Origin of the sequence: Nocardia sp. NPDC058518, from assembly GCF_042719655.1 — a bacterium.
In the GTDB taxonomy this organism is placed as follows: Bacteria; Actinomycetota; Actinomycetes; order Mycobacteriales; family Mycobacteriaceae; genus Nocardia.
In genome coordinates, this window is sequence record NZ_JBHXNJ010000004.1 from 16,537 (window position 1) to 39,927 (window position 23,391).

22 protein-coding genes are annotated in these 23,391 nt (G+C 67.2%); 10 read left to right on the plus strand and 12 right to left on the minus strand.

What is annotated here, in order from left to right; genetic code table 11:
* Positions 1-55: 55 nt before the first annotated feature.
* A complete protein-coding gene (locus tag ACFWPX_RS09140) occupies positions 56-607 on the plus strand; it encodes a DUF6069 family protein (RefSeq protein WP_378916158.1) in 552 nt (183 codons plus the stop codon).
* Positions 608-661: 54 nt separating this feature from the next.
* Positions 662-2,002, plus strand: a complete 1,341-nt coding sequence (locus tag ACFWPX_RS09145; RefSeq protein WP_378926991.1) for an amylo-alpha-1,6-glucosidase — start codon at positions 662-664, stop codon at positions 2,000-2,002.
* Here the strand turns inward: ACFWPX_RS09145 and ACFWPX_RS09150 are convergent.
* On the minus strand, positions 1,999-2,685 hold the full coding sequence (locus ACFWPX_RS09150) for a pentapeptide repeat-containing protein (RefSeq protein ID WP_378926992.1): 687 nt from the start codon (positions 2,683-2,685) through the stop codon (positions 1,999-2,001). The genes ACFWPX_RS09145 and ACFWPX_RS09150 overlap by 4 nt on opposite strands.
* A 131-nt stretch (positions 2,686-2,816) precedes the next feature.
* Here ACFWPX_RS09150 and ACFWPX_RS09155 point away from each other — a divergent pair, with 131 nt between their 5' ends.
* A complete protein-coding gene (locus ACFWPX_RS09155; protein WP_378926993.1) occupies positions 2,817-3,551 on the plus strand; it encodes a glycoside hydrolase family 25 protein in 735 nt (244 codons plus the stop codon).
* A 3-nt stretch (positions 3,552-3,554) separates the two neighbouring features.
* Here ACFWPX_RS09155 and ACFWPX_RS09160 read toward each other — a convergent pair whose 3' ends face one another.
* The 4 genes from ACFWPX_RS09160 to ACFWPX_RS09175 all read right to left on the minus strand — a co-directional run bounded on the left by ACFWPX_RS09160 (position 3,555) and on the right by ACFWPX_RS09175 (position 8,389).
* Entirely contained in the window at positions 3,555-4,520 is a 966-nt protein-coding gene (locus tag ACFWPX_RS09160; RefSeq protein WP_378926994.1) for an esterase/lipase family protein, read from the minus strand.
* Between the two features lie 183 nt (positions 4,521-4,703).
* Entirely contained in the window at positions 4,704-6,761 is a 2,058-nt protein-coding gene (locus ACFWPX_RS09165; RefSeq protein WP_378926995.1) for a PhoX family protein, read from the minus strand.
* Between the two features lie 156 nt (positions 6,762-6,917).
* Positions 6,918-7,718 (minus strand): hypothetical protein, encoded by an 801-nt coding sequence (locus ACFWPX_RS09170; protein WP_378926996.1) that lies wholly within the window; start codon positions 7,716-7,718, stop codon positions 6,918-6,920.
* Between the two features lie 155 nt (positions 7,719-7,873).
* Positions 7,874-8,389, minus strand: a complete 516-nt coding sequence (locus tag ACFWPX_RS09175; protein ID WP_378926997.1) for a lipoprotein LpqH — start codon at positions 8,387-8,389, stop codon at positions 7,874-7,876.
* A 157-nt stretch (positions 8,390-8,546) separates the two neighbouring features.
* On the opposite strand from ACFWPX_RS09175, the gene ACFWPX_RS09180 reads away from it, so the two are divergent.
* From ACFWPX_RS09180 to ACFWPX_RS09195, 4 genes are read left to right on the plus strand one after another with little or no spacing between them, the layout of a single operon-like run.
* Positions 8,547-9,869 (plus strand): hypothetical protein, encoded by a 1,323-nt coding sequence (locus ACFWPX_RS09180; RefSeq protein ID WP_378927208.1) that lies wholly within the window; start codon positions 8,547-8,549, stop codon positions 9,867-9,869.
* Positions 9,869-10,888, plus strand: a complete 1,020-nt coding sequence (locus ACFWPX_RS09185; RefSeq protein ID WP_378926998.1) for a hypothetical protein — start codon at positions 9,869-9,871, stop codon at positions 10,886-10,888. The genes ACFWPX_RS09180 and ACFWPX_RS09185 overlap by 1 nt, the downstream gene beginning before the upstream one ends.
* Before the next feature lie 23 nt (positions 10,889-10,911).
* Positions 10,912-12,426 (plus strand): tetratricopeptide repeat protein, encoded by a 1,515-nt coding sequence (locus ACFWPX_RS09190; protein ID WP_378926999.1) that lies wholly within the window; start codon positions 10,912-10,914, stop codon positions 12,424-12,426.
* Between the two features lie 44 nt (positions 12,427-12,470).
* Positions 12,471-13,688 carry a CHAT domain-containing protein gene (locus ACFWPX_RS09195; protein ID WP_378927209.1) on the plus strand — a complete coding sequence of 406 codons (1,218 nt, stop codon included), beginning with the start codon at positions 12,471-12,473 and terminating at the stop codon, positions 13,686-13,688.
* A gap of 8 nt (positions 13,689-13,696) precedes the next feature.
* Here the strand turns inward: ACFWPX_RS09195 and ACFWPX_RS09200 are convergent, their stop codons facing one another.
* From ACFWPX_RS09200 to ACFWPX_RS09220, 5 genes are all read right to left on the minus strand, one after another.
* Positions 13,697-14,764, minus strand: coding sequence for an alpha/beta hydrolase (locus ACFWPX_RS09200; RefSeq protein WP_378916128.1), 1,068 nt, complete (start codon positions 14,762-14,764; stop codon positions 13,697-13,699).
* A 141-nt stretch (positions 14,765-14,905) separates the two neighbouring features.
* Complete coding sequence (locus tag ACFWPX_RS09205) at positions 14,906-15,202, minus strand: hypothetical protein (protein WP_378916125.1); 297 nt, start codon at positions 15,200-15,202, stop codon at positions 14,906-14,908.
* Positions 15,203-15,313: 111 nt separating this feature from the next.
* Positions 15,314-16,039, minus strand: a complete 726-nt coding sequence (locus tag ACFWPX_RS09210) for an amino acid ABC transporter ATP-binding protein (protein ID WP_378916122.1) — start codon at positions 16,037-16,039, stop codon at positions 15,314-15,316.
* Positions 16,040-16,115: 76 nt separating this feature from the next.
* The gene (locus ACFWPX_RS09215; protein WP_378927000.1) at positions 16,116-17,897 is read right to left on the minus strand and encodes an ABC transporter substrate-binding protein/permease; all 1,782 of its coding nucleotides are present in this window, start codon (positions 17,895-17,897) and stop codon (positions 16,116-16,118) included.
* Between the two features lie 70 nt (positions 17,898-17,967).
* Positions 17,968-18,762, minus strand: a complete 795-nt coding sequence (locus ACFWPX_RS09220) for an LLM class F420-dependent oxidoreductase (RefSeq protein WP_378927001.1) — start codon at positions 18,760-18,762, stop codon at positions 17,968-17,970.
* A gap of 138 nt (positions 18,763-18,900) precedes the next feature.
* Between ACFWPX_RS09220 and ACFWPX_RS09225 the strand changes: the two genes are divergently transcribed.
* Entirely contained in the window at positions 18,901-19,980 is a 1,080-nt protein-coding gene (locus tag ACFWPX_RS09225) for an ABC transporter ATP-binding protein (protein ID WP_378916113.1), read from the plus strand.
* A gap of 41 nt (positions 19,981-20,021) precedes the next feature.
* On the opposite strand, the gene ACFWPX_RS09230 is transcribed toward ACFWPX_RS09225, so the two are convergent.
* Positions 20,022-20,540, minus strand: a complete 519-nt coding sequence (locus tag ACFWPX_RS09230; protein WP_378927002.1) for a winged helix-turn-helix transcriptional regulator — start codon at positions 20,538-20,540, stop codon at positions 20,022-20,024.
* Between the two features lie 84 nt (positions 20,541-20,624).
* Between ACFWPX_RS09230 and ACFWPX_RS09235 the strand changes: the two genes are divergently transcribed.
* Positions 20,625-21,794, plus strand: a complete 1,170-nt coding sequence (locus ACFWPX_RS09235; RefSeq protein ID WP_378927003.1) for a thiolase family protein — start codon at positions 20,625-20,627, stop codon at positions 21,792-21,794.
* A gap of 60 nt (positions 21,795-21,854) precedes the next feature.
* A complete protein-coding gene (locus ACFWPX_RS09240) occupies positions 21,855-22,829 on the plus strand; it encodes an o-succinylbenzoate synthase (RefSeq protein ID WP_378927005.1) in 975 nt (324 codons plus the stop codon).
* Here the strand turns inward: ACFWPX_RS09240 and ACFWPX_RS09245 are convergent.
* A complete protein-coding gene (locus ACFWPX_RS09245; RefSeq protein ID WP_378927006.1) occupies positions 22,826-23,353 on the minus strand; it encodes a TIGR04338 family metallohydrolase in 528 nt (175 codons plus the stop codon). The genes ACFWPX_RS09240 and ACFWPX_RS09245 overlap by 4 nt on opposite strands.
* Positions 23,354-23,391 lie beyond the last annotated feature (38 nt).

Genomic DNA, 23,391 nt, shown 5'->3' on the forward strand with positions numbered 1-23,391 from the left:
GACAGGCTGACCGTTTCCGCGAGCGGATGACAGCACCGACTAGTACCGTCGGACTATGACCGATCCCCGGTACAACTACGGACCAGACAACCCGCAGTACCACCAGCACCCGGGTCAGCCGCAGTACGCCCACGGCCAGGGTGAGCCGCAGTATCCCCACCAGGGCGAGCCGGAACCCAAGGTCAATGTGGGCAAGCTGTGGGCGGGCGGTATCGGCACGGCCGCTGTCGCCGCGTTGCTGGTGGTGGTCGCGATCATGCTGATCCGCGGGGTACTCGGCATCGCGATCCTGTCGCCGGAAGGCGCAGGCGCGTACGGCACCGTCTCCACCACCTCCTACGCCATCGCGGCCGCGGGCGCCGCACTGCTGGCGACGGCCCTGCTGATGGTGCTGCTGCTGGCCATGCCGAGCCCGCTCACCTTCTTCACCTGGATCTGCCTGCTCCTCACCGCCGTCGCGGTGATTCTGCCGTTCACGCTGGTCGCCGACCTGGACGCCAAGATCGCGACCGCGGTGATCAACCTGGTGGTCGGCCTGTGCATCACCACCATGCTCAGCTCGGTCGGGTCGGCCGCCCAGAACACGCCGCGTCAAGCCGGGTACTGATCGTCACAGTGCCGCCGAGATGCCAGCGGGTCTGCCCAGCCGCAGAATAGATAGATGACCGACCCAGGTTTCACCCCGACGCAGCTCGCGGCCCGCGCCGCCTACCTCCTGCGCGGCAACGACCTGGGCACGATGACCAGCGCCGCACCCCGCCTCTACCCACACATGTGGAGCTGGGACGCGGCGTTCGTCGCTGTCGGGCTGGCGCCGTTGAGCGTGGAGCGGGCCGTGGTCGAGCTCGACACGCTGCTGTCGGCGCAGTGGAAGAACGGGATGATCCCGCACATCGTCTTCGCCAACGGTGTCGACGGGTATTTTCCCGGGCCCGCGCGCTGGGAGTGCCGCAAGCTGGCCGCGAACGCACCCGACGGCCCCGACACCTCCGGCATCACCCAGCCGCCGGTGCACGCCATCGCCGTGCAGCGCATCCTCGACCATTCCCGCAGGCACGGCCGCTCCACCCGCGCCGTCGCCGAGGAATTCCTGAACCGGCGCTGGCCGGATCTGGTGCGCTGGCACCGCTGGCTCGCGCACGCCCGCGACCCCAAGGAAACCGGGCGGGTGACGCTGTACCACGGCTGGGAATCCGGGATGGACAACTCGCCGCGCTGGGACCGCGCCTACGCCAATGTTGTTCCGGGGAAGGATCTTCCGCCGTATCGTCGCGCGGACACCTCGATCGTCTCCGACCCGACCCAGCGTCCGAGTGACCGCGAATACGACCGCTACCTGTGGCTGGTCGAGCAGATGCGGCGCGCGAACTACGACGATTTCCAGCTCACCTCGGTGATGAGTTTCGCGGTGGAGGACGTGTTCGTCTCGGCGATCTTCGCGCTGGCCTGTGAGGTGCTGGCCGACATCGGCGAGGAATACAAGCAACCGCACGCCGACGTCCGCGAGCTACACGGCTGGGCCGAACGGTTCCGCGCGGGTGTGGTCGCCACCACCGACGAACGGACCGGCGCGGCAAGGGATTACGACGTCCGCCTGCAACGCTGGATCAGCACCGAGACCCTGGCCATGTTCGCGCCGCTGATCTCGGGCGGCCTGTCCCGCCACGCCGAGCGAGCCCTCCTCAACACCTTCGAGGGCCCGCGCTTCTGCGGGCACCCCGACCTCCGCTACGCCCTGCCCCCATCGACCTCCCCCGTTTCCGGAGACTTCCGCCCCCGCGAATACTGGCGCGGCCCCGTCTGGCCGGTCATGAGCTGGCTGTTCTCCTGGGCTTTCGCCCGCCGAGGCTGGGCCGAGCGCTCCTACATGCTCCGGGCCGAAGGTTTGCGCCAGGCCAGCGACGGCAGCTTCGCCGAGTACTACGAGCCGTTCACCGGCGCTCCGCTCGGCAGCATGCAGCAATCCTGGACCGCCGCTTCGGTTCTCGATTGGCTCGGCTAGTCCTCGCCGATGGCGGCCTGCCATTCGACGGTGATGCCGAGTTCGCGCGCGAGAGTCGACGCCAGTCCTTCCGGATCGCCGCCGTTGATGGTGGCGCCGCGCAGCGCGGTGATGCCGTAGATGCCGGTGAGGTCGCAGTCTTCGAAGCGGAGGTTCTGCTGGATGCGGGCGCCGGTGAAGCGGGCGCCGACGAGGTTGCAGCGTTCGAAGCGGACATTGCGGAACTCGGTGCTCTGGAAGTCGGCTTGACGTAGGTCGCAGTCACGGAAAACCACTGTGCGCATCCGCGATTGGGCGAAGGAGGACAGGTCGGCGCGCGTGGAATCGATCAGCACGTCGCGGAGAACGCCCGCGGTCCACGACAATCCGGTGAGACGACCGTGCTCGATCAGGGTTTCGATCATCGAGGAGTCGTCGGCCTGCACGTTGGCCAGATCGCAGACACGCAGCGTGGATTCGGCGATGGTGCTGTGGCGCAGGGTGCTCGGAAATCGAACGCTGTCGAACAGGCAGGCTTCGACGCTCACGCCGGAGACGTGTCTCTCGGCGAAATCCGCTTCGCGATATTCGACGTCGGTCACGGTCAGTTCGTCGATCGGGTCGTCGCCGGGCGAGACCGCCGGGCGCAGAGCCCCCGGCTTGCCCACCGCGGGCTCGAACCGCAACTCACGCTTGCGCGCCATGCCCACCACTCCCTGTCAGCCGATGTCCGCACCAAGATACGGGCACGGGCCGACAGGCTTTCCGTAACTATTCACAGACACCCACCAACACCACTGGTCACTCCAGCAACAAGCCATTACGGTCGACGACCATGGACACCAAGCGCTGGAGTTCGACGGTTCGTGGTTGTGTTGCGCTCGTCGCCCTGGTCTTCGCGCTACCGGCCACCGCGCAGGCGGAGCCCAGCGGGCCGGATGTGTCGTCCTGGCAGCATGTGGACGGCCGGATGATCGACTGGCACGCGGTGCGCGCGGCCGGACACCAGTTCGCGATGGTGAAGGCCACCGAGGGCCTGCACTACGTCAATCCGTTCTTCGTGCAGGACAGCATCCTGATGCGCACCGCCGGGGTGGCGCGCGGCACCTACCATTTCGCCCGGCCCGAACTGCCGCCCGAACCGCAGGCCGCGATGTACGCGGCGACGGTCCTCGGCCAGAACGGCCCCCTCGACCTCCCACCGGTGCTCGACCTGGAGACCTCCGGCGGCCTCGCCCCCGCCGACCTCATCGACTGGACCCAGCGCTACCTCGACGCCCTGCAAATCCTCACCGGGCGCACGCCGATCATCTACACGTATCCGAACTTCTGGAAGACAGCGATGGCCGACACCAGCATTTTCACCGGATACCCGCTCTGGATCGCCGACTACAGCGGCAACGACAAGCCAGAAGTCCCCGGCAACTGGCCCACCTGGACCTTCTGGCAAACCACCGACCGCGGCGCCGTCCCCGGCATCGGCGGCGCCACCGACGTCAACATCTACAGCGGAGCCCAGGGCGACCTCGCCGACTTCGCCAACATGTCGGGCTGGTTCGGCAGTAGCTGAGCCTCAACGGACGCCGGGGAAGAACGGAGAGACCGGGATGCATGGCACGGGAGTGGCCGTGGCGGGTGAGAGGGCGTTGAGTACGAAACGCCACACTCGTTCGCTGTACATGGTCGCCAGATGCTCTGATCGGTCGGCCGGGCACCCGTCCTGAAGGGTGATGTTGGTGACGTTCGGGCCGACGAGGTACTGCTGGTCGTACGGGGTGACGATCTGGTCGTACTTGGTGACCAGCGTGGTGTAGGTGACTCCTGGGCGTGTATCACCGGACCCGTAGATCTCCGCGGACAATTCGTCACCGATCGCCTGCTGGGTCAGCGCGGGTGCGATGTCGCCGAGACCGTCGTAGATCCACCAGCCCACCGGTGGGATGAAACTGCGCAGGTAGGCGATCGAGCTCAGGGTGGTGCCGTGGTTGCTGGGTGAGATGCCGACCATCTTGTCTACCTTGGCGTCCCCGCCGAGAACGTTGAGGTAGTACAGCGGCATGACGCCGCCGCCTTGGGAGTGGCCGACCAGGTCTACCTTCTCGGCGCCGGTGGCCGCGAGCACCCGGTCGACCATGACGGCCAGTTCGCGCGCCGAGGCCCGGATATCGCCGAGGGCCTGCAACGGAACCTTGCCGGGCAGCCAGGCCGGGTTGCCGTAGTTGAAGGTGAATACGCAGTAGCCGTTGTTCTTCAGGTAGGGCGCACCGGCCTGAAACGCGATCGCCTGTGACGTCGACGTGGAGTTTCCCAGTACAACCGGATTCGGGTGCTCGGCGCTCGGCCGGCAATTCCAGTCGTTGGCCCCCGGTGGTGGCGTCTCGGGGAACAGGCCCGCGGGCAGGATGCCTGCCCCCAGATCGAACGGCACCGGCAACGGTCCCGTCGCGGGTTCGGTCGGCTGCGCCGCTACCGGCCCCGCCGCCGTCAGCGCGATCACCACGCCGAGTGCCACCGCCACCCGTTTGACCACTGCGCGCATTCCACTGCCCCCACAATCCAGCCGCCTCGTCGCGGCAATGTGCAGCAGACTACCGAGGCAACTGACACACGTTACAGAAAGTGGGCCCCGATTGTGATTACTCCCAACGGGGTCAGGCCCGCAGACGACGAAACCGCTACTCGCCCAGCCGAGTAGCGGTTCCGCCAGCGGATCGGTGGTCGGCTAGACGCCGATACGACCGCCGTTCTTCTTCCAGACGACCGCTACGGCGGGACGTGGCTGGGAGGTGCCGCCGTCGGGCCAGTGGGACTGCGGGTTGTCGGGGGTGGCGTCATCGGCTTCGCCGGGGTGCTGGACAGCGACGATGACGTGGGATTCGGTGACGATCGGGCCGCAGGTCTCGGCGCCCTTGGGGACGGTGAGGAACTGCTTGGTCTCACCGCGGTTGGGGCCGTCGAGGATCACCGAGAACAGGCCGTCGTTGGTCTTGAGGGCGTTGCCGTCGGTGGAGATCCACAGGTTGCCGTACGGGTCGAAGGCCAGGTTGTCCGGGCAGGAGATCGGGCTGACCTTGGTCTTGTCGAAGCCGGCGAAGTAGGTGTCGGCGGCGGCGGGGTCACCGCAGACCAGCAGCAGCGACCAGGTGAAGTCGGTGCCGGTGTGGTTGTCGGTGAGCTCGAGGACCTGGCCGTTCTTGTTCAGCTTGCGCGGGTTGGCCTCGTCGACGCCCGGCTTGTCGTCCTTGGCGCGGTTGTCGTTGTTGGTCAGCGCCACATAGACCTTGCCGGTGAACGGGTTGGCCTCGAAGTCCTCGGGACGGTCCATCTTGGTGGCGCCGACCTTGTCACCGGCCAGGCGGGTGAACACCGCGACCTCGGCGGCGGTCATGCCGTCGACCAGGGACTTGCCCTTGCCGTCGTCGCCGGTCTCGAGGATCGGAATCCACTTGCCCTTGCCGGTGAAGCCGCCGGTGGGGACCTTGCCGGAGCCGTCGATCTCGGCGGCGTGGTCGCCGGTGAGCTTGGCGACGTAGAGGGTGCCCGCGTCGAGGATGGTCAGGTTGTGCCGCATCGCGGCAGCGCCGGTGCCCGACTGGATCTTGCGCGAGGACACGAACTTGTACATGTAGTCGAACTTCTCGTCGTCACCGGTGTAGGAGACGACGTCGCCCTTGTCGGTGACGTAGATCGACGCACCCTCGTGCTTGAGGCGGCCCATCGCCGAGTGCTTGATCGGCGTGGAGGAGGCATCCCACGGGTTGACCTCGACGACGTAACCGAAACGGTTGGCCTCGTTGGGTTCCTGGCTCAGATCGAAACGCTTGTCGGTGCGCTCCCACTGGTTCGGCGTGCCGCCCTTGGGGAAGCCGTAGCGCTTGACGCGGCCCTGCGGGTCAGAGGCCTTGTCGCCGTTGGCGAAGTAGCCGTTGAAGTTCTCTTCACCGGAAAGCACAGTGCCCCAAGGGGTCACGCCGCCGGCGCAGTTGGCGAAGGTGCCGAGCACCTTCTTGCCCGAGGGGTCGGCACCGGTGACGGTGAACGCGCTACCCGCGGCGGGGCCGGTGAGCAGGAACTCGGTGTCGGCGGTGATGCGGCGGTTGTTCTTGCCGAACACGGGAGTGAGCTTGCCGGAACCCGCTTCGCCCTTGAGCTCGACCACGGCCATGCCGTGGGCGGCCTTGGTGATCGCGATCTGCTCGTCGGTCGGGGCTTCTTTGTTGTACCCGCGGAACATCATCGGGCCGGTGGTGTACTCGTGGTTGACCACGAGCAGGTAGCTGTTGGCCTGGCCCTCGATCGGCATCAGCGCGGCGAAGTCGTTGTTGTAGCCGAACTGCTTCAGCTGCGCCGCGACGGTCTGCTTGTCGAAGTCGAACGCCGGGGCGTCGGCGAAGATCGGGTCACCCCAGCGGATCACGACCTGCTGGTCGTAGCCCTCCGGGATGGTGAGCGCGTCTTCCTTGTTCGGCGCCACGGCGGTGAAAGCAGTTCCGGTGCCGGGGGTTCCGGCCGGAGTCGGGGCCGGGGTGTTCGCGGCCTCGGAGTCGTCACCACAGGCGGCCAGCGCGCTCGCGGCACCGACGGCCAGCACCGCGGCAGCGCCGCCCTTGATCAGGCCACGGCGGTTGAGGCCGCTGACGATGTCACCGAAGTAGGCGCCCTCGGAGGTGTTCGGGGGCTCGTGGAAGCAGGCGTTGCCGCACTTGTATTCACAGGTCAGGGCGGCGCGTGCCGACTGACCGTCGTGCTTGACGAACAGGGCGAGCGGTTTCGGACTCACGGTGACTCCTGAGTAGAACGGACTTCGGGCACCGTAAGCAGCCCAAGCGAGCCATCGGGAACGCATAGATGAACGGACGACCAAAACTCGGCGCGTGCTGTGACCGATCACGGATGGATCAGCGATAGCACGCGCCGAGTGAGTATGCGGTTGTCATCAGGCGTTGACCGGAAGGGAGATCACCACCTCCTGCTCGTTGCCGGGCAGGTAGTGCACCTGCACTATCCGGCCCACCTGGACCGCCCCGACCGCCGACGGGGGCAGGTACTTCTCGGCGCGGGTCTCGAAAGTTGTGCCGTCGGGGCGGGTTACCACCAAGCCGAGCGCGATCTCGGTGTAGCCGCCGCGGATGCGACCGGGGACATCGAGGCTGCGGACCACCGCCTGGGCGGCCAGCCCGCGTTCGGCGATGTCGAGCTTGCCACGGGTGGTGATGCCCTTGCGGATGAGCGATTCGTTCATCGCCCGCTGGGCGACGCCGTTGTCGCCGGAGCGGTCGACCTCGACCTTGTCGGTGCGGCCCGGCAGATACCGGACCGGCAGGACGACGCCCGGCTGCAGCAGGGCCAGTTCGGTCAGCGGGACAATCATCTTGGCGTGCGAATCGAAGAGCTTCCCGTCGGCGCCTTCGACCCGGAAGGCGATCTTGACCTGGGGTTGGTCGTTCACCGAGACACCGGTCTGGCGGAACGAGGTAATGGTGCCGATGCCGACCGCGGCGTCGCGGAACTCGCTGCTGTTGCGGCCGGTGAAGGCTTCGAGGATGCCGTCGCCGGTGAAGGCGAAGACGATGGGGACGATGGTGAACGCGATGATCGGCAGGGCCATCTGGGGACCGACCCAGCCGAGCATCGCGCCGGTGTATTCGTCCGGGGTGTAGGTGATTCCGTAGTAGAGGTAGTAGCCGACGGCGAGGATTCCGAAGGCGACCGCGGCCGCACGCAGCTTGGATTTCATGATTTCTCCTTGTCTAATTGCGGCTGGTGCCGCGGTTCTCGGCGCTTGACTCCGCCTCTTCCCTCCCTCCGGGCACTCCTTCGTCGCACCCTCCGGTCAGTCCAGAGGCGGAGGCGCGCCGAGAACTGCGGTGTGTGCCCGGGTCGCAGATGAGGTCAGGCGCCGACGATGGTGGAGCAGGCGAAGGTGATGTCGAACTTGACCGTCGACGGACCCGCCAGCGGGTTGGTCATGTCGGCGCTGATGCCCTCGCCGGTGATGCGGAAGGTGTTGCCGTCCTTGGCCAGGGTCGCGGAGCCGCCGGGCTGGCCGTTGCCGTAGCCGACGGCGTAGGGCAGGCCGTTGGCGCCGCCCTGGCTACCGCCGATGGCGACGGCCTGGACCTTCTCGCCTTCGACCGACGCGCTGACCGAGAGGCTGCCGTAGGTGGCGTTGGCCGTGTCGGTGAGCGCGAGGGCGAGGGTGCCGCCCTGCTTGGCGCAGGTGGTGTCGAACTTCGCGGTGAATTCCTTGCCGCCGACACTGGCGGTGGACTTGCCCGCGGCCGGGGCAGGCGCTGCCGATCCGGGGGTGCTCGGGGAGGCGGTGCCCGCGTCGTCGCTGCAACCGGTGACGAACAGCGCGGTGGCGGCGGCGGAAGCGGCGAGGGCGGCGATCAGCTTGGTGTTCATGGTGGTTCCGTTTCTCTCGGTGTCGGCGGGTTGGTAACCCGTTGAGAGAAGGGTAGAAATCCCGCGCCGCCTACCGATCCCAACTTTCGCGCTGCACAACCGCCGCACCGACCGTGGAAAATACCTATAACCTGGTCGGATGCGGAGACCGCGCGCCATGGTGCTCGATGAGGTGTGGCGGGGACTCGACGGTGTCGACGCGTTGAGTGGGGCCGATGGTGGGCCGTTGCGGCGGACGGTGAAGTTGATTCTGGATCCGCTGGTGCTCCGGCCGATGCAGCACCCGGTGCTGGCTTCGAGCGTGCTCGACGAGGATGCGATCGCGCTGCTCACGGCGCTGGTGCACGCGCAGTCCGATGCGCTGCGGGCATGTGCGGCGTGGTTCGTCGTCCTGAAGCAGGTGCGGCGCCGGCTGCGGATCACCGAGGGCAACGCACAGGATCTCTACTTCCAGCGCTGTTTCGAGCTGGCGACCGTGGCCGGTGCGCCTGCGGGTGAAAGCGGGCACGCGAGGGCCGCGGCGATGCTGCGGGAAGTCCACGACAGCACCGGCGGGCGCACCACCGCAGCGCTGAAACGCCATGTCACCGAACCACATCGGGCCGCCGAGCTGGCAGAACTGCTCGGTATCGCCTGGGCGCGACGCCCGCTCGCCCCCTACGGAGCCCGTGACCTGGCCGCCGAACTGACCGAGCTGCTCGAAGCCTGCACGCTCGCCCATTCGGGTGATCCGGCCGACGCCGGTCCCTTGTTCGATGACCTCCTCGACAACCGCGCGGGCACCCACCGTGGGATCGCCTTGTGGCTCGAGCATCCCGATGCCGGCGCCGACGACCTCGGGCTCACCACGTTTTCCAGCCCACAACGACCCGAGCTCGGCGCGTCCGCGTCGACCGCGAGTCTCGGTCTGCCCTTCGACCGGACCGTGTACGAACGGGTCTTCACGGTGTTGCAGGGCAGCATCGATCGGACCGACCTGCCCGAGATTGCGGAGCTGGTGACGCGGGAGATCTCACGCAGTTGTTCGCCGTGGGGTCTGCTCGATGAATCGCTGCGGATCGCCGCGGCGGCGGGTTCCGAACTGGCGCTCGGTCTGGCACCGATCGACACGGCTGTCGAAGAATCCCGTGAGGCAGGCCGGGGGCCGTCATCGCGCGCGCACGAGGTGGTCAACGGTCGCTGGCGGCGGGAAGGGTATGTGCTGCAAGCGCGCCGGTACGCGGTGCATGTGGTCGACGGCCGGACGGGGCCGCTCGCGGCGGTGGCCGCCGAGTTGCGTACACCGTGGCGGCCGTATTCGCGCAGGTTGTGGGTGCGGTTGCACGGTCGGGACGTGCGTGAGCTGCCGGTGTTCGATCCCGGTGAGCTGTGGGATCTGCTCGACGGTATCGCCCGGTCGGTGATTCTGGACCACCGCACCCGGGTCAAACAGGCGCTGACCGCCGACGCCGCGAGCGTTATGGAAGCGAGGGCCAGCTGATGACTGTCGTCCATCTTCGCCATGCGGAGCCCGGCCTGCTCGTCATCGCGCCCGATGGGGCACCACTGGTTACCGATGCCGCGCCGGGGCTCGATGCGCTGGTACTCGAAGTTGTTGGGGGACATCTGAGCTGGAACCTGCTCGACAACGAGCTGGTACCCGGCGCGGTGCTCGATGATGTCGAGGCGGCGCAAGACTGGGTGTGGGCGGTGTACGGCGAAGAGGTCGCACTGGCTGTCGCGGACAATCACGCCCGAGCACTGACAGCCGCGCCTGCTCGGCCAGAGTCGGCGGCAGCCCTGCGTCGACTCGCCTATGCGCACTGGGCAAGCCGGTGGTGGCCCGCGTCGACCGTCGACGGGATTCCCGCGCTGGATCCCCGGCTGCTGCACGAGGAAATCGAGGTGCTCACCGAGCGGTGCGAGATGATGGTCGACGAGCGATCCCGCGAGCCGGTGGCCGACGTGGCGGAGACCGCCGAAGGCGATGCCGAGTCGATCGGTCGATCGCGTGGTCGCGCGGAGGATTACGCGTTGGCGGCCGGTGGCGCGGATTCGTCCGACAGGCTGATCGTCGCGCGGGGTAGTGGTGGTTGGGACTGGCGGCGTTGCCCGCCCGGCATTCTCGACGCGGGTGAGAAGGCCGTGTCGTGGCAGGTGGCGCGGGCGGCCGGGGTATCGACGGTGCGGGTCAGTGTGGTTGCCGCACCGGACTGTCCGCGCGTGGTCCCCGACCATCTTCGGCCGCATGCGCGGGTGCGGTCGGCAGGCACGGAGTTCACGACGCCCTTGCACCTGAGCGGAGACGCCTGGACGGGAGCGGTGCGAATCCCCGGACAATCTGAGATATCGCCTGAAATAACCGTTTTCGTTCCCGGAGTCGGTCCGGCCGATCCGGTGGACGAGTCGGCGGTTCGCGATCGAATACGCCGGTTCGCCCGCCTTCGCCTCACCGAACCCACCGGCGAACCACGCCTGAGCGCCGAAACCGACGCTGCCGAAACGGACGAGGACTTCTGATGACCGCGGGCAGGAGCAGATAGATGGCAGCCACCGGAAGAACCTCGGAGGGCGACGATGCGCAGCTCACCGCGGGGTATGCGGCGTATCAGCGTGGCGATGTGGTCGCGGCGCTGGAGATGTTCGAGCAGGCGGCCGACGGTGCGGCGCCGCGGTTGCGGAGCGCGGCGCTGATCAATGCCGCGAGTATGGCCGATGAGCTCGGCGATCACCGACGGTCGGTGGTGCTGTTCCGGACGGCACTCGCTGAAATGCCCGAGGACGCCGCACATCAGCGACCTGCGGCTTTGGTTAATTTGTCGCAGGCTTTCCAGCATCTCGGCGAGTTCGATGCCGCGCAGGATGTGCTCGAGGAGGCGCACGCGCTGCTTGCCGACAGTACCGATCAGGGGCTGTTGCGGGTGGCGTGCCTGCTGTCGCTGACAGCGGTGGCGTTGCACCGACAGCAGTGGGCGCGCGCCGGCGCATTGGCCACCGAATCTCTCGGCGTGACAGAGCGTTTCGCACCGGAACTGGCCGGTCACCCGTTGATGAATCTGGCAGCCAGCTCCTTCGAAACCGGACGGTGGGAGCTGGCCATCGACTTCGCCCAGCAGGGGGTGGCTGCTTTCCTCGCGGCGGGCGAGGAGGCCTCCGTCGCCGAGTCGCGGCAGAATCTGGCCACCATGCTGGTGCGGGCGGGCCATTTCGACGAGGCCGAGGAGCCGTTGCGGGTCAGTCAGGAGTTCTTCGAGGCAGGTGAATTGGGGCATTGGTCCGGCATCGGGGCCAAGACGCTGGGCTATCTCGCCGAACGCCGGGCTGACTTCACCACGGCGCGTAGTCATTACGAGCACGCGCTCGAACGGTTCGACTCCACCGGCGCGGTGGTGGACGCGGCGGATGTTCGACTGCGCCTCGCCACCCTCGCCTGTGCCGAAGGTGATCTCGCGGTCGCCGAGGAGCTACTCGACGCGTCGTTCGCGGTCTACGCCGGCCACGGGCTCGGGATGCACTGCGCCCAACTCGACTACTGGCACGCCGAACTCCTCTACGCCTCGATCGAGCAGGCGGCACAACCGGATTCGGAACTACTGGCCCGCGCGGTCTCCCTGTCGGTTCCGGCCGCCCTGGCCATCGACGCCGTTCGCCACACCCTCCCCAACGGCAACCAGCGTGAACACTGGCACCGCACCGTCGCCGAACCGGCCATGCGCCTGGCTTTCCACTGCGCCGCCCTCTCCGGCAACGGTCAGCTGGTCAGCGACCTGATCGATACCCAATGCGCGGGAACGACTCTCGATCTGACCGCCTACACCGACTCCGGCACACCCACCCTCGATTTCGAGTTACTCGATCCGTTGCCCGCCGAGCAGATAACCACGCCCGCGCTACAACTCGGCGCCGCACTCGCCGATGTGGCGGCAGCGGCGGGAATCCCCGTCGCACTCCCGCCTCGCCTCACCGACGGTGATCGAATAGTGCTGGCGGACTTCATCACCTACGCCGAACAACGCTACGGGCGCTCGGTCCGCGACCGACGGGTACTCGCGCTGTGATCGCCCAACCGCCCTCCCCGAACACACCGACCGCGCTCATCAGAATGGCCGATGCGGGCGATGTCTACGTGTCGTGGCGATGGGTCGACGAGGCGCTCGGACGCGGTGTCGCGACACTGCCCCGCGATCAGGTGCGTGAGACGTTGCGGATGCTGGCCGAGGCGGTGCCTGATCCCACCCGGTCCGAGGATCTGCGCCGGGTGATGACCGAGGGCGCACTTGTCGACCCAGCCGCGGAAAACGCTCTGGCGCAGGCATTATCACGCACCCTGTTGCCGTATGGATTGGCTGTGCAGCTCTATGAACTCTCACAGCGCGGGGTTCGGCCGCATCTGCGGATTCAGCCTTCGCCTCGGCTGGCGCAGGTGCCGTGGGAGATCATCGCCCCCGATCCCGCGATCCGGCTGCTCGATATCGCCGATTTGAGCCTGCTTGCGCCGGTGTCGGTGGTTCACGCACCGCAGCGAATCGTGCGCCGCTGGAAGGACACTCACGATCTGCCGGTGGTCGCGGTGCTCGATCCTCGGGTGCCCGGATTCCGCGCCGACTCAGAGCTCGGCTCGGTGCTCGGCAGACCGAGTGCGCAATCCCTGGTGGCCGAGCACTTCGGCCGCTACGGCGATCGCGTAGTCCCCCGTGCCGACGATCCCGTGGAGCTGTTCCGCCGCGCCGACACCGACCGCGACTGGCTGTCCGAAGCCCTCCGGGCGGGTGCGAGCCGACTCGTCTACGTCGGCCATGTCACCGCCCCCGCACCGGAATCCGGCCAGAGCGAACATGCCGAACTCCACCTCAGCTGCACCGCGGGCACCCGGGGCTTCGCGGCGACGAACCGCACCCACCGGCCCCTCTCGGCGAAAGACCTCCTCCTCGGCACCCACTCCCTCGACCCGTCCCCGATATCGGGCCGCGACCTCTGGCCGATGCCGAGCCGCGTCGCCCTCATCGCCTGTGAGAGCGGCGGCGACCTGCGCTTCACCGAGGCCCTGGGCCTCACCACCGCGGCCATGGCGGCAGGTGCGGAACTGGTGACGGCCACCCGCTGGCCCCTCCCCACCGACCACGCCTTCCACACCCTCACCCCCACCACGACCTACCCACTGCAATCGGCCATCTGCGCCGTGGACACCGCCCACGATTCACCCACACCCATCCCCAGCCTGCTGACCTGGCAAAGGTCTCGGCTGGCCGCATGGCGCGACGCACCGGCGCCCGAGAACTCACCTCTGCTCTGGGCCGCCTTCGCCACCGTCAACGGCTGAGCGCACGGCTATTCGGGAAGTCCCAATCCCGCTGCGAGAACCGGCCACGACCGGTAGAAGGCATCACGCCAGTAGCCCCAGGAGTGCGTGCCGCTCGATTGACGATCGAAGGTCGCGGGAATCCCCAACTCGCCGAGCCGGGTCTCGAGATTGCGGGTGCACCAGTTCACAGCGGCCTCGATGATGCCGCCGACGACGAGCTGATTGGCCAGGCCGAACGGCGTCGGATTCATCATGTACGGGTCGTCGATGCGGTCGTGCGGGCCGGGCAGACCGGAGGCATCGGAGACGAACAGCCTTGTGCCGCGCAGCTTCTCGGCGTGGACGACGGGGTCGTTGGCCACCCAGGCGGGGTCGTCGTCGGCACCGTACATATTGCGGACATCGCCTCCACCGTAGGTCTCCACGACCAGCTTGGTGAACTGCTTGCCGATCGGGTCCGAGATCTGCGCGCAGCCGCTGTAGCCTGCGACGGACTGGTAGAAGCCCGGCCTTGCCTGCGCCAATTGCAGCACGGCGGTGGCGGTCATCGAGTTGGCGGCGATGGCGTTGACGCCGTTGGTGCCGAGGGCCGCGTCGACCAGGGGTGGCAGTTCGTCGAGGAGGAAGGTGCGCCATTTGTTGCGGCCCAGCGCGGGGTCGTCGTGCTGCCAGTCGGTGTAGTACGCCCAGGCGCCGCCGATCGGCATAACCACATTGACGTCCTTGGTCGCGAGGAAATCGCCGACGTCGGTGTTCTGCCACCAGGTCGCGCGGTCCTCGCCGCCACCGGCGCCGTTGAGGAGGTAGAGCGCCGGGCGCGGCACGGAGGCGTCCGCGGGGCGCTGCACCTTCACGGTAATGGCCTTGTTCATCGCGGCGGAGAAGACCAGCATGGTCAGATTTCGATCATCGACCCTGCTCGAGATGATGTTCGAGCCGTTCGCGGTGGTCGGCGTCGCGAGGAGCTTCTTGGCTTCGATGATCGGATCACCGCCCTCGGCCAGGCCGTTGCCCGCGCCGAAGGTGGCGACGCACGCCGCCAGCACGCTGCCGACGACACCGAAAGCCATTGTGCGCCTGAATGTTTTGCCCATCGGCCGAAAATTCCCCATCCATGAGTCGGCAGGCATGACGCAGGCCGCAGGGCACAGACAGTATCCGGGGAACCGATCGATCGTCGAGCCGGTGGTAATAAGGGCAGCCGACCCCGCCTGAGGCGGGGCCGGGCCCAGTGGTCAGTGATCGTCGTAGTGGCCCGCGTGCGCGGCGTGGCGGTGACCGTCGTGGATGTAGTCGACGTGGTCGCCGTGCGGAACGGCGACGTGCCCGCAGCCGGGACCGTGCTGGTGGGTGTGGGCGGCGTGCTCGACGTGTGCGGAGGTCTCGCACTCGTCGAAATGGCCCTCGTGTTCGCGGTGCAGGTGGCCGTCGTGGACGTAGTCGACGTGATCCTCGTGCGGAACGGCGACGTGGCCGCAGGTGGGGCCGTGGACGTGGGTGTGCTGCGGATGTTCGGCGTGCGTGGTGGTCATCGGCTCTCTCTTTCCGGTTTCCCGGAACTCGGTCCGGTACTGATCGAATGGAGCTGAAGCACTTCCGACATTAGCAGTTGCGCATGGGTTGCTGTGAGGCCCCTTACCTGGTCAGAGGACCTGATCGAGGAAGCGGCGCAGGCGTGGGGTCTTGGCGTCGTCGAACAGGGCATCGGGGGTGCCGGTCTCCACGACGACGCCCTGATCCATGAACACGACACTGTCGGAGACCTCGCGGGCGAAGCCCATCTCGTGGGTCACCACGATCATCGACATGCCGCCAGAGGCGAGGTCGGCCATCAGCGCGAGTACCCCCTTGACCAGCTCCGGGTCCAGCGCGGAGGTGGCCTCGTCGAAGAACATCAACTCCGGTTTCATGGCCAGCGCGCGGGCGATGGCCACGCGCTGCTGCTGGCCGCCCGACAGCGAAGCGGGCCTGGCGTCGGCCTTGTCGACCAGGCCGACGATCTCGAGCTGTTCGATCGCCAGCGCGCGGGCTTCCTCAGCGGACAGGCCGCGCAGTTTGCGTGGGCCCAGCACGATGTTGTCGGCGACGGTCTTGTGGGGGAACAGGTTGAACTGCTGGAAGACCATGCCGATGCGCTGGCGCAGCTTGTCGGGGTTGTCCTTCAGTACCGATTTGCCGTCGAGGAGCACGTCACCGGAATCGGGTTCGTGCAGGCGGTTGAGCACTCGCAGCAGGGTCGATTTGCCCGAGCCCGACGGGCCGATGACGGTGGTGGCGTGACCTGCCTCGACGTGGATGTCGACACCACGCAAGATGTGGTTGTTGCCGAGCGTCAGCTCGAGCCCGGTGCCGGTCAATGATGCACTCATGCCTCCACCTCGCTGGCGCTCGGTTCCGCCATGACTGCATATGCAGCTGTGCTGGTCTGCCGCTCGCTACGCTCGCTCATGCGCCTCGCCCTTCTGTGATGACTGCCTGCTCGATCGGGTCGGCGGGGGTGGGTTTACCGGTGCGCATGCGCTGGTCGATGTAGTTGACCAGGTGGGTGAGTGGGATGGTGAGCACCAGATACATCAGACCGGCGGCGACCAGCGGGGACAGGTTGCCGGTCTGGGCGTTGAGGTCGCGGCCGACGGCGAACAGCTCGCGCTGGGAGGCGAGCAGGCCGAGAAAATAGATCAGCGACGAGTCCTTGATCAGCGCGATGAACTGGTTCATCAGCGCGGGCAGCACCCGGCGCACGCCCTGCGGGATCACCACCAGCGTCATCGACTGGCGGTACCCGAAACCGATGGCGCGCGCGGCCTCGAGCTGACCTGGCTCCACCGATTGGATACCGGAGCGGAAGATCTCGCCGATGTAGGCCGACGAGAGCAGGGCGAGCGCCACCGCACCGAGCCAGTACGGGTTACCGCCGGTGATATTGCGGACCACCGGACCGATGCCGAGGCCGATGAGCAGGATGATCACCACGGCGGGCAGGCCGCGGAAGATGTCGGTGTAGACGCGGGCGGGCCAGCGCAACCAGCGGGTGCGGGAAATGCCCATCACCGCGAGCAGCATGCCGATCACGGTGCCGAGGACACCCGAAACCACTGCCAGGATCAGGGTATTCGGCAGGCCGGTCTTGATCAGATCGGGAAAAGCCTTGCGGTACAACGACCAGTCGAAGAAGGTGTCCTTCAGCTGCTGCAGGGTCGACTTCTGCGCGACCTGTTCGGTATCGGCAGGCTGATTCTCGGCCGCGAGCGCCTTGAAGTCCGGGAGTTGGGGTGTGGGCGCGGCTTTCGAGCCGGGCTTCCAGCCCGGCGGGAGTTCGCGTGGCACCCAGTCGGCGTAGAGGCGGGCGTAGGTGCCGTCGGCGATCACCGCGTCCAAGCCGGAATTGAGCGCGTCGATCAGTGGCTGGTTGTTCTTCGCCACCGCGTAGCCGACGAAGTTGTCGAGGCTGAAGGTGTTCTGCGAGACCACGATTCCGTCACCTGGCTTGATCGCGCCCTCGGCTTGCGCCGACGGTGCGACCCAGGCGTCGACCTGGCCGGACTTCAGATTCGCGTAGGCGGTGTTGTAGTCGGGGAACTTCACCGGATCCAGCTTCAGCTGGTTCACCACGAATTCGTCCTGCACGGTGCCCTGCACCACCGCGATGCGCGAGCTCTGGTTCAGGTCGCCGAAGCCCTTCACCGCGCTGCCCTGCGGGACGACCAGGGAGAAGTAGCCGAAGTCGTAGCCGTTGGTGAAACCGACGAGCTCGCGACGGGCGTCGGTGGTGGTGATGTTGGACGAGCCGACATCGAAGCGCTTGCCCGACACCTGGGCGAGCAGCCCGGCGAACTCGGTGCCGGAGAACTCCACGCGCAGACCGAGTTTCGCGCCGATCGCGGTGAGGAGTTCGTTGTCGAAGCCGGTGAAGACGCCCTGGCCGTTGACGCAGATGCTCGGCGGCGCGTCGGACAGGGTGCCGACACTCAGGGTGCCCGGGTTGAGCAGACCGAGTTTCGCGGTGTCGATCGAGTCGACCGGTGCCGTTGTCGCGGTGGTGTAGCGGTCGGCGCCCGCCGTCTCGCCCGCGGCCAGATTGGTCGGCGCGGCGGCGGCAGCTGACGGCCCGGGTGGGGAACAGAGATCGCGCGCCGAGCTGCTGTCGGAGCCACCGCAACCGGTCGCCGCGACCCCGACGAGGAGCAAGAGGGCAGCGATCCGCGCCCGAGTTCGTACACCTGCCATGCCGATAGACCCTAGTCGCAACCTTGCACACCGAAGGTTGCGCATCGCGGCGCCACGGGGTGGTCAGGGCTTATGCGAGGCCCTCGAGCAGCGCGGGGTTCACGTCATCTCGCCATTCGATGGCGCGGTGCACCTGGGTGAGGTCGTAGTCGGGACCGGAGACGCCGACGGTGAACAGGGTGGCACCGGCGTCGTACAGCGCCTTCGCGCCGTCGCGCCCCCGCCACGGCACCGAGCGTTCGATTCTGGACTCGTCGGTGCCGACTTCGGCCGCATGCTCGGCCAGCACCTTGTTCTTCTGCACCAGGGTCGCCGCGTCGGAGAAGGAATGCCAGATGTCGGCGTACTCGGCGACCAGCCGCAGCGTTTTGCGCTCACCACCGCCGCCGATGAGGATCGGGATCTCCCTGACCGGTGGCGGATTCAGCTTCGCGAGCCGGGCCGTGATGCGAGACATGCTGTCCTTCAACAGGTTCAGCCTGCTGCCCGGTGTGCCGAACTCGTAGCCGTATTCGTCGTAGTCACGCTCGAACCAGCCCGCGCCGATGCTGAGGATCAGCCTGCCGCCGCTGATGTTGTCGACCGTGCGCGCCATATCGGCGAGCAGGTCGGGATTGCGGTAGCCACCACCGGTGACCAGTGCGCCGAGCTCGACCCGCTCCGTCTGCTCGGCCCACGCGCCGAGCATCGTCCAGCATTCGAAATGCGCGCCCGCCGGGTCGCCGGTGAGCGGGAAGAAGTGATCCCAGTTGAAGACGATGTCGACCCCGGCGTCCTCGGCCCGCAACACCGCGTCGCGGATGAGGCCGTAATCGGGCGCGTGCTGCGGCTGAAGCTGGACTCCGATACGGACCGGACGACTCATATCGCTGGCTCCTCGATGGCTCGGGCTGGCCTTCGCGACCGAGGCTACCCGGCGCCGTTATCGGCCGCTACGATCCCCAGCGACCCACTACTCGGATCGTCCGGCACGTTCCTGCCGGGATGGGATGTTGATCTACGCATGGCTACCGTGACTTTCGACCGCGCTACCCGGCTCTACGCCGGTGCCACCAAACCCGCGGTCGACGCTCTCGACCTGGAGATCGCCGACGGCGAATTCCTGGTACTCGTCGGCCCCTCCGGGTGTGGCAAATCGACCTCGCTGCGCATGCTGGCCGGCCTCGAGGAGGTCAACGGCGGGTGCATCCGGATCGGCGACAAGGACGTGACCAACGCCGAGCCCAAGGATCGCGATATCGCGATGGTGTTCCAGAACTACGCGCTCTACCCGCACATGTCGGTCGCGGAGAACATGGGTTTCGCGCTGAAACTGGCCAAGGTGTCCAAGGCCGAGCGCGACGAGCGAGTGCTGGAGGCGGCCAAGCTCCTCGACCTCGAGCAGTACCTGGATCGCAAGCCGAAGGCGCTCTCGGGCGGGCAGCGTCAGCGGGTGGCGATGGGGCGCGCGATCGTGCGGCAGCCGCGGGTGTTCCTGATGGACGAGCCGCTGTCGAACCTCGACGCCAAGCTGCGCGTGCAGACCCGCACCCAGATCGCGCAGTTGCAGCGCCGGCTCGGAACCACCACGGTCTACGTCACCCACGACCAGGTCGAGGCGATGACCATGGGCGACCGGGTCGCGGTCCTCAAGGACGGCCTGCTCCAGCAGTGCGCGTCGCCGCGCGACCTGTACCGCGATCCGGCGAACATGTTCGTCGCCGGGTTCATGGGTTCGCCCGCGATGAACCTGTTCACGCTGCCCGTTCACGACGGAACCGTCACCATCGGTGGATACCCGGTGCGGGTGCCGCGTGCGGTGGCCGACGCGGGTGAGGGCTCGGTGGTGCTCGGCATCCGCCCCGAACATCTCGAAGTGGGCGACGGCGGCCTCGAGATGGAGGTCGACGTGGTGGAGGAACTGGGCTCCGACGCCTACGTCTACGGCCGCGCCCTGTCCGCGGGCGTCAGCGGTCAGACCGGGGAAACGATCGTGGCGCGCGTGGATTGGCGCAACCCGCCCTCCAAGGGCGAACGCCTCTGCCTGACCGCCGACCCCGAACACGTGTACTTCTTCAGCGTCGACGGCCGGCGTCTGCGCTGAGTCGACGTGCCGAACAGCTGATCACCAGGTAAGCCCGGTGATCAGCTGTTCTTGTTCTTTCGGCGTTCGCGGAGGTAGTCCTCGTTGACTCGGACGGCCAGTCGTTCGAGGGGGATTTCGGTGCCGTCGGGGGTGCGCAGATCGGCGCGGACCGGGGCACCGGTCTCGGCGTCCACCCGGAGCAGAGGCGCGGGGCCCGGTTGGAGGTACGCGTCGCCCCATTGCCAGAGGGCCACGACCGCGGGAAGTAGGTCTCGGCCCATTTGGGTGAGCGCGTATTCGTGGCGGGTGCGTTTGCCTTCTTCCTGGTAGGGACGTTTTTCCAGGAGGCCCGCGGTGGTGAGTTTGCGGAGTTGGGCCGCTGCGGCGGCGTCGGTGATGCCTACTCGGCTGGCGAAGCCGTCGAAGCGGCGGGTGCCGTAGTAGGCCTCGCGCAGGATGAGCATCGCCGAGCGGGTGCCGATGAGATCCATGGCTCGGGCGATGGAGCAGCCCGCCGTGTCCCATCTGCTGAGATCGGCCAGAGGTCCTTCCATCACGGCTGCCATGAGAGACATCATAGCCAATCTGACTTGAGTCGATGATAGTTAGGATCTAAGCTGGCTATTGTCAAATAGAGCCAGCATTGGCGAAAGAGGACTTCCATGCGAGACGCGGTCATCGTCGAAGCGGTACGCACCCCGATCGGGCGGGGCAAGCCGAACGGCGCACTTCACGATGTTCATCCTGTTGATCTACTGGCGCACAGCCTGCGGGCGGTCGTCGAGCGCAGCGGGATCGATCCGGTACTGATCGACGATGTGATCGGCGGCATCGTCACCCAGGTCGGAGAGCAAGGGGCGAATATGACCCGGCGGGCCGCGCTGGCCGCCGGGTATCCGGAATCCGTGCCCGCCACCACGGTGGATCGGCAGTGCGGTAGCAGTCAGCAGGCGATTCACTTCGCGGCACAAGGGGTTATCGCGGGGGCCTACGACATCGTGGTCGCCGCGGGCGTGGAATCGATGGGGCGAGTTCCCATGGGCGCCAACCTGGTCGGTGCCACCGATTTGTCGGGCATCGCGTTCGCGGAGCGGTATCCCGATGACCTCGTCCCGCAGGGGATCAGCGCCGAGCTCATTGCCGCGAAATGGGGTCTGACGCGGACCCAGCTCGACGAATTCGCGCTCGGCAGTCACGAAAAGGCCGCTCGGGCAACCAAGGACGGACTCTTCGCCGACGAACTCGCGCCGATCAACGGGCTGAACACCGATGAGGGAATCAGGGTCGGCAGCACCATCGACACGCTCGCGAAACTGAAGCCCGCGTATTACGACCCCGCGATGGCGGCCCGCTTCCCGCAGATCGGCTGGGAGATCACCGCCGCCTCGGCCAGTCAGGTCAGCGACGGCAGCTCCGCGGTGCTGATCATGTCCGGCGAACGCGCCGAGCAGCTCGGCCTGCGTCCGCTGGCCCGGCTGCACAGCTTCTCCGTCGCGGGCGACGACCCGTTGCTGATGCTCACCGCGGTCATCCCGGCCACCGAAAAGGTACTGCGACGGGCGGGTCTCGAGATCTCCGATATCGACCTGTTCGAGATCAACGAGGCATTCTCACCGGTTGTGCTGGCGTGGGCGAAGGAGACCGGTGTGGATATGAGCCGGGTCAACGTCAACGGTGGGGCAATCGCACTCGGACACCCGCTCGGCGCGTCCGGGGCGCGGTTGATGACCACGCTGGTGCACGCGATGCGCCAACGTGGGGCACGCTACGGGCTGCAAACCATGTGCGAAGCGGGCGGTCTCGCCAACGCCACCATCATCGAACGATTGTGAACCGAAACGGCGGCGCTCACGCGAGCGCCGCCGTCCGGCGAGACCTCTACGATCGGTCGGGTGAACGCCGACCTGTTTGTTTATGCGATTCCGTTGCGGACGCGGTTTCGGGGGATCACTGTGCGGGAGGGGATGTTGATTCGGGGGGAGTTGGGTTGGGGGGAGTTCTGCGCGTTTCCGGAATATGGGGATCGGGAGGCGGCTGGGTGGTTGGCTACCGCTGTTGAGCAGGTGACGGTGGGGTGGCCGGTGCCGGTGCGTGATCGGATTCCGGTGAATTGCACTGTGCCCGCGGTGGATGCCGGGCGGGCCGGGCGGATTGTTCGGGAATCCGGTTGTGCGACCGCGAAAGTGAAGGTGGCCGATCACCCGGACTCGTTGGCCGAGGATCTGGCGCGGGTGGCGGCGGTGCGGGCGGCGATCGGGGAATCGGGGGCTGTTCGGGTCGACGCGAACGCAGTGTGGGATGTGGAGACCGCTGTTCGCAATATCGGCGAGCTGAACAGGGCTGCTGGGGGTTTGGAATATGTCGAGCAGCCGTGTTCGACGATCGAGGAATTGGCCGAGGTTCGGCGGCGGGTTTCGGTGCCGATCGCTGCCGACGAATCGATTCGGCGGGCCGAGGATCCGATGCGGGTAGCGGTGGCGGGGGCTGCGGATGTGGCGGTGCTGAAATGCACGCCGCTGGGCGGGGTGCGGCGGGCGTTGGCGGTTGCCGGGGCGGCCGGGCTGCCGACTGTTGTTTCGTCGGCGCTGGAGACCAGCGTCGGGCTGTCCGCGCAACTGGCGTTGGCGGGTGCGCTGCCCGATCTCGAATTCGCGTGTGGACTCGGAACTCTCGCGCTGTTCGAAGGCGATCTCGTCGCGGAGTCGCTGCTGCCGGTAGATGGATGGTTGCCTGTTCCCACCACACCACCCGAACCCGATCCCGTATTGCTCGACAAATACCGGCACCCCGATCCCGACCGGGTCGACTGGTGGCTGCGGCGATACGAGCGAGTCAGCGCCCTGCTCGCGAACTCCTCGCCCGACTAGCCGAATCGAACACCACATCCCGCGAAGGTCGCACGGATGAGCAGCGCGGCCTCCGGACCGATCACACCGTCGACCAATTCGGCATAACGGGTACAGAATTCGGGGCCGTGGGGGGCTTGTGCCGGATCGGGCGACAGATGATGGGCGATTTCATGCAGGACCACCAGCTCGCGCAGGGCCCAAGCGGTGGAGCCGGTGTGTAGTGGAACGGCCAGGACGGCGGTTTCGGGCTCGTAGTGGGCTGCTGCGGCACCACCACGGGCGCGGACACGGACCGATACCGTGGACCGTTCCCATTGCGCACGAACCCAATTCAGCGCCAACACCTTGTCCACATAGGTCTGCACCGATTCGACGGAGGCGAAGCGTCGCTCCACCGGCAGGGTCAGCTGGGAGCCGTATACCTCCACCGTCCGATGCCCGAACTCGTCGGCACGATCGAACACCCCACGCACCAGCTGCTCACCGTCATAGACCTTGGCGCGCTGACTGTCGCGCCGCCGACCCGACTCAGCCTCGGACACGAACTGTTCCGACCCGGCCGGCCGCTGTGCGCGACTGG

Coding starts and splice junctions, on each gene's coding strand:
- ACFWPX_RS09140 (WP_378916158.1), top strand. CDS start 56: ATGACCGATCCCCGGTACAACTACGGACCAGACAACCCGCAGTACCAC.
- ACFWPX_RS09145 (WP_378926991.1), top strand. CDS start 662: ATGACCGACCCAGGTTTCACCCCGACGCAGCTCGCGGCCCGCGCCGCC.
- ACFWPX_RS09150 (WP_378926992.1), bottom strand. CDS start 2,685: ATGGCGCGCAAGCGTGAGTTGCGGTTCGAGCCCGCGGTGGGCAAGCCG.
- ACFWPX_RS09155 (WP_378926993.1), top strand. CDS start 2,817: ATGGACACCAAGCGCTGGAGTTCGACGGTTCGTGGTTGTGTTGCGCTC.
- ACFWPX_RS09160 (WP_378926994.1), bottom strand. CDS start 4,520: ATGCGCGCAGTGGTCAAACGGGTGGCGGTGGCACTCGGCGTGGTGATC.
- ACFWPX_RS09170 (WP_378926996.1), bottom strand. CDS start 7,718: ATGAAATCCAAGCTGCGTGCGGCCGCGGTCGCCTTCGGAATCCTCGCC.
- ACFWPX_RS09175 (WP_378926997.1), bottom strand. CDS start 8,389: ATGAACACCAAGCTGATCGCCGCCCTCGCCGCTTCCGCCGCCGCCACC.
- ACFWPX_RS09180 (WP_378927208.1), top strand. CDS start 8,547: ATGGTGCTCGATGAGGTGTGGCGGGGACTCGACGGTGTCGACGCGTTG.
- ACFWPX_RS09185 (WP_378926998.1), top strand. CDS start 9,869: ATGACTGTCGTCCATCTTCGCCATGCGGAGCCCGGCCTGCTCGTCATC.
- ACFWPX_RS09190 (WP_378926999.1), top strand. CDS start 10,912: ATGGCAGCCACCGGAAGAACCTCGGAGGGCGACGATGCGCAGCTCACC.
- ACFWPX_RS09195 (WP_378927209.1), top strand. CDS start 12,471: ATGGCCGATGCGGGCGATGTCTACGTGTCGTGGCGATGGGTCGACGAG.
- ACFWPX_RS09200 (WP_378916128.1), bottom strand. CDS start 14,764: ATGGGCAAAACATTCAGGCGCACAATGGCTTTCGGTGTCGTCGGCAGC.
- ACFWPX_RS09205 (WP_378916125.1), bottom strand. CDS start 15,202: ATGACCACCACGCACGCCGAACATCCGCAGCACACCCACGTCCACGGC.
- ACFWPX_RS09210 (WP_378916122.1), bottom strand. CDS start 16,039: ATGAGTGCATCATTGACCGGCACCGGGCTCGAGCTGACGCTCGGCAAC.
- ACFWPX_RS09215 (WP_378927000.1), bottom strand. CDS start 17,897: ATGGCAGGTGTACGAACTCGGGCGCGGATCGCTGCCCTCTTGCTCCTC.
- ACFWPX_RS09220 (WP_378927001.1), bottom strand. CDS start 18,762: ATGAGTCGTCCGGTCCGTATCGGAGTCCAGCTTCAGCCGCAGCACGCG.
- ACFWPX_RS09225 (WP_378916113.1), top strand. CDS start 18,901: ATGGCTACCGTGACTTTCGACCGCGCTACCCGGCTCTACGCCGGTGCC.
- ACFWPX_RS09230 (WP_378927002.1), bottom strand. CDS start 20,540: ATGATGTCTCTCATGGCAGCCGTGATGGAAGGACCTCTGGCCGATCTC.
- ACFWPX_RS09235 (WP_378927003.1), top strand. CDS start 20,625: ATGCGAGACGCGGTCATCGTCGAAGCGGTACGCACCCCGATCGGGCGG.